This is a genomic window from Oceaniglobus sp. K40-3 (assembly GCF_055808395.1).
Map to the genome: position 1 here is coordinate 87,439 of NZ_JBVVRW010000003.1, position 11,476 is coordinate 98,914.

Annotated in this window: 12 protein-coding genes; 3 read left to right on the forward strand and 9 right to left on the reverse strand. The window is 59.9% G+C overall.

Annotation, left to right across the window (positions count from 1 at the left end; all coding sequences use genetic code 11):
- Positions 1 to 174 precede the first annotated feature (174 nt).
- A complete protein-coding gene (locus tag AC0L7P_RS18825) occupies positions 175 to 999 on the forward strand; it encodes a viral aspartic protease (RefSeq protein ID WP_473435688.1) in 825 nt (274 codons plus the stop codon).
- Positions 986 to 2,065 (forward strand): hypothetical protein, encoded by a 1,080-nt coding sequence (locus tag AC0L7P_RS18830; RefSeq protein ID WP_473435689.1) that lies wholly within the window; start codon positions 986 to 988, stop codon positions 2,063 to 2,065. Before AC0L7P_RS18825 ends, AC0L7P_RS18830 begins: the two co-directional genes overlap by 14 nt.
- A 63-nt stretch (positions 2,066 to 2,128) precedes the next feature.
- On the opposite strand, the gene AC0L7P_RS18835 is transcribed toward AC0L7P_RS18830, so the two are convergent.
- The 7 genes from AC0L7P_RS18835 to ectA form a co-directional block, all read right to left on the reverse strand.
- Positions 2,129 to 2,377, reverse strand: a complete 249-nt coding sequence (locus AC0L7P_RS18835) for a hypothetical protein (RefSeq protein WP_473435690.1) — start codon at positions 2,375 to 2,377, stop codon at positions 2,129 to 2,131.
- 83 nt (positions 2,378 to 2,460) lie between these two features.
- On the reverse strand, positions 2,461 to 2,703 hold the full coding sequence (locus AC0L7P_RS18840) for a Hint domain-containing protein (RefSeq protein ID WP_473435691.1): 243 nt from the start codon (positions 2,701 to 2,703) through the stop codon (positions 2,461 to 2,463).
- Positions 2,704 to 2,783: 80 nt separating this feature from the next.
- Positions 2,784 to 3,752 carry a Hint domain-containing protein gene (locus tag AC0L7P_RS18845; protein WP_473435692.1) on the reverse strand — a complete coding sequence of 323 codons (969 nt, stop codon included), beginning with the start codon at positions 3,750 to 3,752 and terminating at the stop codon, positions 2,784 to 2,786.
- A 395-nt stretch (positions 3,753 to 4,147) separates the two neighbouring features.
- Positions 4,148 to 5,581 (reverse strand): aspartate kinase, encoded by a 1,434-nt coding sequence (locus AC0L7P_RS18850; protein WP_473435693.1) that lies wholly within the window; start codon positions 5,579 to 5,581, stop codon positions 4,148 to 4,150.
- Entirely contained in the window at positions 5,578 to 5,979 is a 402-nt protein-coding gene (locus AC0L7P_RS18855; RefSeq protein ID WP_473435694.1) for an ectoine synthase, read from the reverse strand. The genes AC0L7P_RS18850 and AC0L7P_RS18855 overlap by 4 nt, the downstream gene beginning before the upstream one ends.
- Positions 5,980 to 5,986: 7 nt before the next feature.
- Positions 5,987 to 7,279, reverse strand: coding sequence for a diaminobutyrate--2-oxoglutarate transaminase (gene ectB / locus AC0L7P_RS18860; protein ID WP_473435695.1), 1,293 nt, complete (start codon positions 7,277 to 7,279; stop codon positions 5,987 to 5,989).
- A 50-nt stretch (positions 7,280 to 7,329) separates the two neighbouring features.
- Positions 7,330 to 7,863 (reverse strand): diaminobutyrate acetyltransferase, encoded by a 534-nt coding sequence (ectA, locus tag AC0L7P_RS18865; RefSeq protein WP_473435696.1) that lies wholly within the window; start codon positions 7,861 to 7,863, stop codon positions 7,330 to 7,332.
- Positions 7,864 to 8,093: 230 nt separating this feature from the next.
- On the opposite strand from ectA, the gene AC0L7P_RS18870 reads away from it, so the two are divergent.
- Positions 8,094 to 8,585 (forward strand): MarR family winged helix-turn-helix transcriptional regulator, encoded by a 492-nt coding sequence (locus AC0L7P_RS18870; protein WP_473435697.1) that lies wholly within the window; start codon positions 8,094 to 8,096, stop codon positions 8,583 to 8,585.
- Between the two features lie 92 nt (positions 8,586 to 8,677).
- On the opposite strand, the gene AC0L7P_RS18875 is transcribed toward AC0L7P_RS18870, so the two are convergent.
- A complete protein-coding gene (locus AC0L7P_RS18875) occupies positions 8,678 to 10,426 on the reverse strand; it encodes a VWA domain-containing protein (protein WP_473435698.1) in 1,749 nt (582 codons plus the stop codon).
- A 48-nt stretch (positions 10,427 to 10,474) separates the two neighbouring features.
- Positions 10,475 to 11,458 carry a hypothetical protein gene (locus AC0L7P_RS18880; protein ID WP_473435699.1) on the reverse strand — a complete coding sequence of 328 codons (984 nt, stop codon included), beginning with the start codon at positions 11,456 to 11,458 and terminating at the stop codon, positions 10,475 to 10,477.
- Between the last annotated feature and the right edge of the window lie 18 nt (positions 11,459 to 11,476).

Genomic DNA, 11,476 nt, shown 5'->3' on the forward strand with positions numbered 1-11,476 from the left:
CGCGCCCATGCCCCGACACCGGTTCGTGACCGATCACCGGCACCCGTAGGCAAACCATAAAGTATAGTATTCGCATTTCAAATCGTGCTTAGGTTGTATATCTGGCCATTGAATTTTGGCAGAATCAAAGCGTATCGTGCCATTCAGAACGGAACTGCACCTCTTGGGATGCCTATGACACATTTTCCAACATCCGGGTTTTTCGCCTGCTGTCTTTTCGCCGCCGCCTGTTCGGGTGGTTCCGCTCTGGATCCCGGGGTCGATGTGCCGGAGTCTGCCGCGTTCGAAACCTATGTGACAATGCACAATGGCGCCAATCGCGTCCGGTCCGATTTGTCCGTGCCGCAAGATGCCGGTATCCTGGCACAGTTCGAAGACGCAAACCCGGATTCACCGGCGGGATACCGCAGCCTGATCACGCTGAACGATGCGATCTATGCCGGGAAGGTCAGCATCGAAGTCATCGCCAAGGTCGACGGCGCCGGGGCCGCTGAAAACGTGACGCGTCTGTTGCGGTTGACGGCGGATCAGGCGCCGCTTGCACAGGTGCCGGGCACCGCCGGGCGCTATTTCCTCAGGGGTGAGAATTTCGCGTGGGTGACAATAGATGATGGTCCGGTGTTATCGGGAAGCGACAGTCGCGGGCTTGTCGATCTCGTGCTTGATTTCGATACCGGGGTTGCGGATATCCAGTTGCGCACGGGCGTTGCGGGCGCGTCCCAGGTCCGAACCGAGGTAACGGGCACCGGTCTTCCGTTCAACATCCGCAGCGGTGCCTTTGGCGGTGATGTGACCGTGGCGATCCACGATCCCGACAGCCCATTGATTTTTGACATCAACGGCAGCCTGCGGGGCAATGTCGGGGGCAATCCGGCCTATACCGACAACCTGCACGGGCTGACGGGGTCGGGGCTTTATACTGCGACGGGGATGGATCAGGGATCAGAGGTACGTATCGACGGCGCATTCGCCGGGGTCGATCCGAATGCGCTTCCCTGAACTTGTCCGGGCTGCTTTTATTGCAGGCGCATTTTTCGCCGCCGTGCCTGGAAACGCCGACGCAGACCCCGCGCCCGGCCAGATTGCGGCGCGCGGAAAAATCGCCGGGCTTGCGGGCTCAGAACGGTTGCGGACCTTTTCCTGGGGCAAGTGGCTTGAGACCAAACGCGCGCCGCGCAGCGTTAACGAGGCAATGCGCGGCGCGCTTACCCGGCAGGGGTTCTATCACGACGGCGGCCCTTTGCGCCTGGTCTGGAGCGATAGTCGCGCGGCCCCGTTTTTGGGGTATGAAAGCAACGTAAACGGTGGAATTGCGCAGGAAAGTTTCACCTTCGGTGGGTATGTGTTTACAGCCGACCCTGATTTGCTTGCCATTTCCAGCCCGGTTTTCGGGGTGGAGGGCAGCGGCACGGCCCGTCTTGCGTGGGGCACCGGACGTTTTTTCGAAATCAGCGGCGAAGGGAAACTGGGCTGGGCGCCAAAGGGCGATCTTGGTTTTCACCGGGGGACGTTGCAGTTTTGCACGCGCAACAATCTGGTGCGATGGGTGTTTCTTGACGGTTGCCTGCTAAGCGCCGTGAACAAGCGCGATCTGGCGGCGACCCGCCTGAACCGTGGCAGCGTGACCCTGTCGACACTGTTCGAAACACCTTCCGGCTATCACGAACTGCGCGGTGAACTGGCGCAAACCCAGACCAACGCCCATAGCCAGACCACGGGGACAATCGCGCTCAGCTCGGTGTGGGGCCATGCGGTGACCGAGATGTCCTTCACCTTGGGGGCGCCCGTTGCCGGAACGAACGTGCTTGATCGCCGCGCGAGCCTTGATGTCCGCTGGCTGACTGCGGGCCATCCGACAGGGATCGGGCTGTGGCATTCCACCTCGTCCGGCGGCAGCTTTCTTGGCGTCGCGCGGCGGGACACGTCGATGGGGCTGACGTTGTCCTGGCAGGCCCGGCCCGGCATGACCTTAGAAGTTGGATATGCGCGCATCGCCTCGACCGCCGATCTTTACAATGACGAAAGCGCCACGTTTCAGATCCGCCTGGATGACTTTGCCTTTTGACCGGCGCTCAGTGGTTTGCATTTCCCCTTTGCGCCGTGCCGTCACGGGCTGTTTCAGGTGCAATCACACAGAGGCGCCGGCCGCTTGCAGGGGACGACCATAAGCAACAAGCCGATCCCCGGCATGTATGGCCTCTGGCAGTTTGGCGCGCTTTTCGACAGGTGCGGTTTTTTCCCCGTCGGCCTTGACCCAGGCCGACCCATACGAGCGAACCAACGCTTCGTTGGCGCAAATCGCACAGCCGGATTTGGTAAAGATCGCATAATACCGGATCGAGTTGCACTCCTCAAATTCGGCCTTGCCGTTTGCCATCTGGTCAGAACAGGTTTCGAGTTCCAGTGTCGCGACACCCTTTGCAGAGGGGCGCGCGACAAAAATCTGCTGCGCCGCTGATGTTATGAGATCTTCCAGTGGGCGCGCCCCCTGAGAGAACCGCGCCGCAACCGAACCGGACGCAGGCTTTCATCAAGCGTCTGGGCCTGCCCCGTTTTGAAATGTGCAACCCGCGACATGATGTTGACAATCCGGTGCAGGCTGCCCGTCAGGGGGCAGTAAACCTCATCGCCGGGGCGCAGATCCTGAACGGGTATCGTTGTACCGTTCGAATGGGTGGTGATCCTCGTTCCTTTGGCAAGCATATTTTCAGTCTCCTGATTGCGGTTCCGGTGATTTGCAGAACCCGTAAGATTCAATTGCGACCATCCCGGCAGAATGTCGGCTAGGCTGCACCCTGAAGCATTGCGACAACTTCAAAAGATTTGACCCGGGCGCGGGCGCGATGTTGAAACCGCTTTTTCATTGCATTGATACTGGGAAAGACATCCATCAGTTCCTCGCGCTTGTGGGCAAGCAGGGTGTCTGCGGCCAGATCCCCGAGAAACAGGCTTTCAACCGGGAGACCATGGGCCCACATCACGTGATGTTCCTCGAACAGAATGTGGCAATATTCGATCTCATCGCATTCCTCGAGCGCGATAACCGTTTTGCCGTTAACCAGTGACCGGGCAACGGCCAGCACTTCATCCTCGCCGGTGAAATAGCTGGCTTCCCAGCCATCGAACATCACCGCATGCTGGGGCGATAACGTCAGATCGCGGAATGGGCGGCCCTCTCCGAAGGCATCCTTCCTGATCAGAATGGGCGCGTGTTTCTGCATGTCCGGACAATGCACGAAATCAACCCGCTGCCGCCCGACCCAACACACCGTCTGAAGCCCGCCATCAAGGGTGTAGACCTGTTCGCCGGGAAGGATGCTTCCGATCGGGCGAAGCCCGTCCGCCGTGCGCAAAAGGGTGTTGGAGGCAAGGCAAAGCGGCACAGCGACATCTGACGGGAACAGCAACGGCACCGAGAGGCCGACGGTGATCGTGGCACCATCCGGCAAGCCCGGAAAGTAAATGTAAGAATGGTCGATCAGGCCATCTTCAACCGTAACGCGCACTGGCGTCAGGTTCAGGTTCACGCTTATGCCACCAACGTTTGCCACCACCAATTGCGGGCCAACAGCCTGTTCGATGGCGTTGATCGTCACGGGAGATCCATCCAGCGTCGCCGTCTGGTTGTTTCCGGTCTGATCTGGAATTTCGAAAAAATTGTCATCAGCGTCGGTCAACTTGAGCGACGCATCGCCGGTGCCAGAGACAAGTCCAAGGAATGGGTCATAAAGGGTGATTGTCTTGTCAGGCATTTGATATTCCTACACTGGCACTCCCGGTAATGGGGAGATTCGCTAATCAATTACTACCCTAGGTTGTAATTATGGCGTAACCAAGGCAAAGGAATTCGCCTGAAAACTGTGTTTCTAATTCTGAAACAATGCTATTTCGCGATGATGAAAATTGTGTTGCTGAAAGGTGTGGCCGCGTTTCAAATAACGCCCAGCCACACCGCTCACGTCGACGCGGGCACTGGCTGCAAATGGCAGGGGCCGGTCGCGGGAACAATGCTGTCAGGGGTATGTGCTGGCCGTGCGCCGTTGCCCCTTATCCTGCGAAGGTAAAGGAACAACGGCGCACGGCGCCGCCAAACGATAGGCGCGGCCATAAACCGGCGCGCTCTCAGGTCTGGTGGCAGGTCACCGGATCATGCGGCACGTGTCAGCTGCGGCCGGGCGCGTTCGATGAATTCGGCGTGCAGGGCCTTGATAACCGGTTGCAGGGCTTCGCGGTCCAGGATGAACTGCACCTCGACCTTTCGCGATCCCTGACTGGCGCCGATGGTCGAAAGCCCTGCATCGGCGATGGTTTGCAGCCCGCGTTGCAGCACGGAAAGGCCGCTCAGGTCGCGCCCGATGACGGATGCCATTGCCAGCGTGCGGGTGGTGATCTTGGCGGCCGGAAACGCCTTTGCGATGTCCTTTTCGATCCGCCGCGTCGCCTTGAGCGAGGTGTCGAGGTAATGGGTGATCGTATTGGCGTTCGACACCTTCGACACGATCCGGGCGTCGTGGCGTTTGAGGTTGTCGAGAATCACCGCGTCATAGCCTTTGACGCCGACCATATCCTGTTCGAACACCTCCAGCACCATGATGTTAAGGCCGGTGATGATTTCGACAGCCGGGGTTTCGGCCTGCCGGTCGTCGATCAGCGTGCCGGGGTCGTGGGGTTCGAAGGCGTTGGTCACCCGCAGCGGCACATCGGCCTGGCGCAGGGTTTTGGCCGCCTTGGGGTGAATGGCCTCCATGCCCATGTTGGCCAGTTGGTCGGCAACGTCGTAATTGGTGCGCCCCAGCTTGGCAACGGCGGCGGCCCCGACAAGTTTGGGGTCGGCGGACGACAGGTGGAATTCCTTGTGGATGATCGCCTCGCGGGCGTCTGTCAGGGCGGCGAGCTTTGAAAAGGTCACCTCGGAATAGCCGCGGTCGAATTCGCGCATCAGCCCCTCGGCGCATTGCGCATAGCCGGTGACGATCGGCATCTCGGTGTGCGGGTCGATTTTCTCCATCGCGCTGGCGATCCGCTCATCCAGGGTCACGTTGCCCTCATCGCGCCATCCTGACAGGTCGACAAAACGGGCGCTTATGCCGGCGCTGCGCAGCATCAGGGTGGTCACAAAGGCGGAATGCGCCTCGCCCAGTCCCGAAAGCAGCTCGCGGATTTGCAGCATATGTTCGGACAGGCGGAAATGCCCATAGGCGCAGAGCCGTTGCAGATCGATCAGGCAGTTGTGCGCCCCGAGCATCCGATCAGCAACAAAAGCATCCGCCTGTTCGATGTCGGCCGGGTGATCAAGCGCCTCGCGGTTCAGCTTGCGCATCTCGTCGGCGACCTGGGTAATCGCCTCTTGCCAGTGGTGTTTGGTATCGGCGTTGATGAAATGCCCATAGACACCGGGCGCGCCGGTTTTCTTGTCCTCCAGCAGCAGGTTCGTGATCCCGCCAAAGGCGGACACCACGAAAACGCGGCCATAGAGATCGGCCCCCGTGCGGTCACCGAAAAACAGTGTGTCTTTCAGTTCGCGCACCCGGGACATCGACGTTCCGCCGATTTTCTCGACTGTATGGGTTGCCTCGGTCATGATTGGGACACGAGTTCTTCTGCCGGGGCATAGGAGCCGTCTTCACGATGCACTTCCTTGCCCGTTACCGGCGGGTTGAAACAGCAGGCCATGTGCAGTTCTTCCTCGGCCCGCAGGATATGTTTGTCATGCAGGTTGAGGGCATACATCACCCCGGGATGAATCTGATGGGTTTCGCCCGTGGCCAGATCGGTGATCGAGCCTTTGCCCTTCATGCAATAGACACTTTCAAAGTGGTGCTTGTAATGGAACGTATGTTCCGAACCCGCCTGCAAAACGGTGATGTGAAAGGAAAACCCCATCTTGTCATCGGCCAGCAACATGCGTGTCGAGGTCCACTCTGCATCCGCGATGTGGCGGTCGGTTTTCGTAAGTTCGTTGAAATCCCGTACAATCATTTTACTGTCACTCCGCCGCTATTTTCATTGTGTTGGTTGCATCCCGAGTCGCCTCCATGAGGATGGCAAACCCTTCTGCCATGACCTTAGGCGCGGTCGTGAGCGGGGCAAGGAATTTGACGACTTCGCCCTCGGCGCCGGATGTTTCGATCACAAGGCCCCGCTCATACGCCCGCGCACAGATCGCCGAGGCCAGATCGCCGGACCCGACATCAACACCCTGCATCATGCCGCGCCCCTTGAGGGTGGCATCGTCGATCAGGGCGGCCACATCTTTCAGAGATTTGGTCAGTAGGGCGGATTTTTCACCGATTTCCTTTTCGAACCGATCATCCGACCAGAATTTTTCAAGCGCGACACGCGCCGTCACAAAGGCATGGGTGTTGCCCCGGAAGGTGCCGTTATGCTCGGCCGGTTTCCAGATGTCGTGCTCTGGCTTGATCAGCAGCGCGGCAAAGGGCAGCCCGAAACCGGACAGGGATTTTGCCTGCGTGATCATGTCAGGTTTGATCCCGGCACTCTCAAACGAAAAGAAGCTGCCGGACCGGCCACACCCGGCCTGAATGTCATCAATGATCAGCAGCGCGCCATGTTTGCGGGCGAGTTTTTCAATGCCGCGCATCCAGTCGTCGGAGGCCGCGTTCAGCCCGCCTTCGCCCTGGATCGGTTCAAACACAAAGGCCGCCGGTGCGTCGATGCCCGATGAGGCGTTCGACAGCATCGCGTCGATCAGTTCCAGCGTGTCGACGGTTTCGCCCATGGCGCCCTCAAACGGCATATGGGTGACATCGGACAATGATCCGCTGCCCGCACCGCCCCGTTTGGCGGCATTGCCGGTCAGGGCCAGCGCGCCCATGGTCATCCCGTGAAACCCGTTGGTAAAGGCGATCACATTGCGCCGTCCCGTCACCTTGCGGGCCAGTTTGATCGCTGCTTCCACGGCGTTGGTGCCGGTCGGGCCGGTCATCATGATCTTGTAATCCATGGCGCGCGGGGCAAGGATGTTGTCCTCATAGGCCTTCAGGAACGCGCTTTTCGCATCCGTGTGGAAATCAAGACCATGGGCAATTCCGTCGCCCGCGATATGGTCGATCAGCGCGGTTTTCATGTCGGGGTCGTTGTGGCCATAGTTCAGCGAAGAACACCCGGCGAGGAAATCAATATAGCGGTTGCCTTCGGCGTCGAACATTTCCGAGCCACTGGCGCGCGTGAACACGGCGTTCATGTCGCGGCAGTAAGAGCGGGCCTCGCTTTCGCGGCGGGTGAAGATAGAGGTATTCTGTGCCATGTCTTTGGGCATGGTGAATCCTTTCCGTTTTTGGATATCAGGTGTTTGTCAGAAGGCCGCGGTCAGGCCGAACGCTTGATCGCGGGCGCGGCGGGCAATTCGATCGACAACATATGTTCGGTATCGTGGGCGCCGCCGAAATGCGCATCCTTCGTAAAGTGGGGTTCATCGGTCAAACGCCCGCCAACCTTGCGGGCGAAGCTGCGGAACATCCCCCAAGAGGCATCGTTGTCTCTGGTGATCGTGGTCTTGAGCACGTCGGCGCCTTCGGTTTCGTCACGATTGATAAGGTCGAACAGCATGTCGTGACCCAACCCCAGGCCGCGCGCCTTGGGGCTGACAGCGACCTGCCAGACAAAAAATGCGTCCTCTCCCGGAATCATATGCCCGGAAATCCAGCCGACGATTTCGTCGTCAAGTTCGGCAACCACACAGGTGTCGCGAAAATGATCCACCTGAATCAGGTTCGCATACATCGAATTTTCATCAAGCGGTTTGCAATCGCGGACAAGTTCCCAAATGGCGGCCCCGTCGGTCGCATCCGGTTTGCGCAGCCGGGGCGCAGGTGTTCTCAGGGCAACTGTGTCTTTTGGCATTCGCTTTGGTCTCTTCCTTGGTTCGTGCATGGAAATAGGGGATGAACGATTATAGTTCAACATCCAAAGTAAAATATCTCGGAATTTGGCGCATTCACGGTAAAATATAAGATTTTTGGCGTATTATGGTTAGATTGCCGAATTATTGTGCAGGGCCTCTGTGCGGTGCCCCCCGGCCCGGTTCGCCTGAAAGATTGAGCCGTTTGCAACATCGTGCAATGATCTGTGCCATGACGAATCTTCTGCACAACCGGACGGACGAAAGCCTGATCGCGCTGCATCGCATCCTGCGCGCGACCGAGCATTACGCCCGCAATCTTGCCCAGGCGGCAGGCATGACACCGGCGCAACTGCGGGTGATGCAGATCGTCGATGAAAAGGACAGCGTGATCCCCAAGACCCTGGCCAGGCAGATGGGGGTCAGCCAGGCCACGGTGACAACGCTGGTCGATAAACTGGTGGCGCGGGGGCTGGTTGCACGTGAATCGTCACAGGTGGATCGCCGGCAGGTCAATGTCGTCATGACAACTGTGGGCCGGAGCGTGCTGGAAGGCGCGCCCGACGCGCTTCAGCAACGCTATGTCCGGGCCTTTTCGGAACTTGCCGATTGGGAACAGTCGCAACTCGTTTCATCCCTGGAACGGGTCGCGGCCATGCTGGATGCAGATGAAATGGAGGCGTCCCCCGTGCTCCCCACCGGAGAGTTCTGGGAGAGCAAGTAAACCGGCTGATGAGCAGATCAATCAGACGACGACATGAAACACCTGGGGCGCCCCTCTGACCCGCGATGCGGCCATGTCGAGGGGCGCCGGTTTCACTTCACCGTCACGACCGAACGACCAAGAAGCGCGCGCCCGGCAACATCCAGAAAGCGCACCTCGTACACTCCTGCCTTGTCGGGCATTGTCAGATCCATCGTCTTTTCCGCGCCAATCTTGTGAACCGAGATCCAGCTGAAATCGGGTTGATCCTTTCGGGCAAGTGCGATCCGCTGATCTTTGCTGTCGCTTTGCCCGGTCCAGGTGACCGTGATCGTCGCGCCCGGCGCCGCCGTTTCCGGCACCGACAGCCCCGCACCATCATCAAGCGGCGCGTCGGCGCCAACCACTTCCAAAGATGCGCTCGCCAATGTGCGGCGGCCCTGATTGAGCACATAACGCAGCTCGTAAAGGCCGGGTGTGTCAGGCGCGGTCAGCCGCCCCTCGGTGGCGTCACCGGCGCGGATATATTCCCCCGCGCTGCCTTCCTCCGCCCCCAGCGGGACGATCGTGATAAAGTCCCGCCCATTGATCGAGGCCGACCAACTGACAGCCACATCCGACTTGGCACGGACGACGCCGGGGCCGGCGATTCCAATCTCGGCCTCGACCACCTCGATGGGAACGCTGGCCAGAGTGCGGCGGTCCTGATTGAGGGCATAGCGCAGCTCGTAAAGGCCGGGGGCGCCGGGGGCGGTCAGGTGGCCTTCGGTGGCATCATCGGCGCGGATATATTCCCCGGCGCTGCCTTCGTCCGCTCCCAGTGGAACGATGGTGATGAAATCGCGCCCGTTGATGGTGCCCGTCCAACTGAAACCGAACACGGCCCCGGTGGTGACCTGTGCGGGGCCGGTCAGGGTGACTTTGGCGTCGACCACCTCGATCGGAACGCTGGCCAGAGTGCGGCGGTCCTGATTGAGGGCATAGCGCAACTCGTAAAGGCCGGGGGCGCCGGGGGCAGTCAAGTGGCCTTCGGTGGCGTCATCGGCGCGGATATATTCCCCGGCGCTGCCTTCGTCGGCTCCCAGTGGAACGATGGTGATGAAATCGCGCCCGTTGATGGTGCCGGTCCAACTGAAACCGAACACGGCGCCGGTGGTGACCTGTGCGGGGCCGGTCAGGGTGACTTTGGGCAGCTCCGGTTCCGGGGCTGGCGTGGCCGTCGGCGCCTTTTCTATCGTCTTTGTAACCTGCGTCAGGGCATCGTTCAGTTCGTCTGCATTGCCCGCGGCAACGAACATGCCGCCGGTATTTTCGGCGATGCAGGCCAGATTGGCGTTTTCGTCTTTCTTCAGATCAAACCCCACCACATGGGCGGTGAATTTGACACCCTGTTTGGCCAGTTGCGCCGAGAGCGCGCAGGGATCGGCGTTGCAGGTTTCAACCCCGTCGGAAATCAGCACGACGGTTGCCGGATTATCGCGATAGGACATCAGATCGGCGGCCTGCTGAACGGCGGCGGAAATCGGTGTCTTGCCCACCGGCTTGATCCCGTTGACGGTGTCGATGAAACTGGCCTTGTCCAGCGGGCCGGGGGCGATCAGCGTTTCGATGTCGCTGCAATCGCCCTGGCTGCGGTGGCCATAGGCGACAAGGCCCAGATTGGTGCTGTCGTCCCAGCCGTTGATCAGGTCTGCCAGCACGTCACGGGCGATTTCAATCTTGCTGGTGCCGTCAATCTGGCCCCACATGGACCCCGAGGCGTCATAGACGATCACGACATCGTCGGCGGCCCGGACGGGGGCCGCGCAGACCATGCTGCCGACCATTGCCATCATGGCCAGTCTCAGGGCTGTCAGCTTCATCTTCCGCTCCTTCATGGTCTGTTGTGTCGCGATACGCCGCTTTCCACCCTAAGCCGGGTTCGCATCCGTCCGGGGTGTGTCCGCCGCGCCCCCGGCGCCGAAAGCGCGTTCTTTGAGCTTGCGGAACTTGCCCGACATCTGTTCCAGCTTGGCCTCCCATTCGGCGTCGGGCTGCTGGCCTTCGATGGTGCTGAAATAGACCTGCATCATGCAGGTGATGGCGAAGGGTTCAAGAAGGGCCGCCTTCACGCTCCAGGCGAACAACAGGGCAAAGACGACACCGCCCGCCGCCCAGGCACCCGGCATCAGGTAAACGACCAAAGCCGCCGGTGCCAGCATGACAATGAACACCAGAAAGCTGAGACCATAAACGATGATCGCCAGCCATGCGGCATTCTTCAGCATTGGTTTGTAATTCTGCGCATAAAGCACCAGCGCCGATTTGGCAGACCCCCAGGCATCGGTTGACCGGGTGCGGATGGCATAGGCGAGGATCACCTCATCCACAAAGCCGACGGCGACGCGCAGAAAGGCGGCCAGGATGCTGGCCAATTGCTGTGCGCCGGGGATCGGCAGGATCGTCAGCAGACCGCGCACCAGCCCGGTGATCGCCTTGATGACCCCCTTGACAAGCTGGTCGACAGCGAACAGCACGCTGGCCTGCGGAAACCGTTCCTTGACCACCGCTGTTGCGTGGGCGATCTGGCCGCGCCCTTCGGGCATCGGTTTGCCGGCGATCAGTTCGATCAGCACCGCGATATGCCCGGCCTTGACGATATAAAGGATGTATTCCCGCGCCCAGTACATGATCGCGCCAAAGATACCGAAACCCGCAATGCCGCCCCACATGGTGGTGCTGGCGCGGAACCCGTCGTCGCCAAAGCCGCCGATGCCCCAGCCGACACCGGCACCCGCACCGGTAACCAGAATGTACCCCAGCGTAATGCCAAAATAAACGGCGATGCGCAAAAGGATGAACGGAAGCGTTCGCCCCATCATCCCCAGCGCACCGCCGATGCTAAAATCCCACATGAAAATATCCTTTGTAAA

What these genes read in the sequence shown, in the direction of transcription:
- AC0L7P_RS18830 (WP_473435689.1), top strand. Translation starts at nt 986, where the DNA reads ATGCGCTTCCCTGAACTTGTCCGGGCTGCTTTTATTGCAGGCGCATTT.
- AC0L7P_RS18840 (WP_473435691.1), bottom strand. Translation starts at nt 2,703, where the DNA reads ATGCTTGCCAAAGGAACGAGGATCACCACCCATTCGAACGGTACAACG.
- AC0L7P_RS18875 (WP_473435698.1), bottom strand. Translation starts at nt 10,426, where the DNA reads ATGAAGCTGACAGCCCTGAGACTGGCCATGATGGCAATGGTCGGCAGC.
- AC0L7P_RS18825 (WP_473435688.1), top strand. Translation starts at nt 175, where the DNA reads ATGACACATTTTCCAACATCCGGGTTTTTCGCCTGCTGTCTTTTCGCC.
- AC0L7P_RS18880 (WP_473435699.1), bottom strand. Translation starts at nt 11,458, where the DNA reads ATGTGGGATTTTAGCATCGGCGGTGCGCTGGGGATGATGGGGCGAACG.
- AC0L7P_RS18870 (WP_473435697.1), top strand. Translation starts at nt 8,094, where the DNA reads ATGACGAATCTTCTGCACAACCGGACGGACGAAAGCCTGATCGCGCTG.
- AC0L7P_RS18855 (WP_473435694.1), bottom strand. Translation starts at nt 5,979, where the DNA reads ATGATTGTACGGGATTTCAACGAACTTACGAAAACCGACCGCCACATC.
- AC0L7P_RS18835 (WP_473435690.1), bottom strand. Translation starts at nt 2,377, where the DNA reads ATGGCAAACGGCAAGGCCGAATTTGAGGAGTGCAACTCGATCCGGTAT.
- AC0L7P_RS18845 (WP_473435692.1), bottom strand. Translation starts at nt 3,752, where the DNA reads ATGCCTGACAAGACAATCACCCTTTATGACCCATTCCTTGGACTTGTC.
- AC0L7P_RS18850 (WP_473435693.1), bottom strand. Translation starts at nt 5,581, where the DNA reads ATGACCGAGGCAACCCATACAGTCGAGAAAATCGGCGGAACGTCGATG.
- ectA (WP_473435696.1), bottom strand. Translation starts at nt 7,863, where the DNA reads ATGCCAAAAGACACAGTTGCCCTGAGAACACCTGCGCCCCGGCTGCGC.
- ectB (WP_473435695.1), bottom strand. Translation starts at nt 7,279, where the DNA reads ATGCCCAAAGACATGGCACAGAATACCTCTATCTTCACCCGCCGCGAA.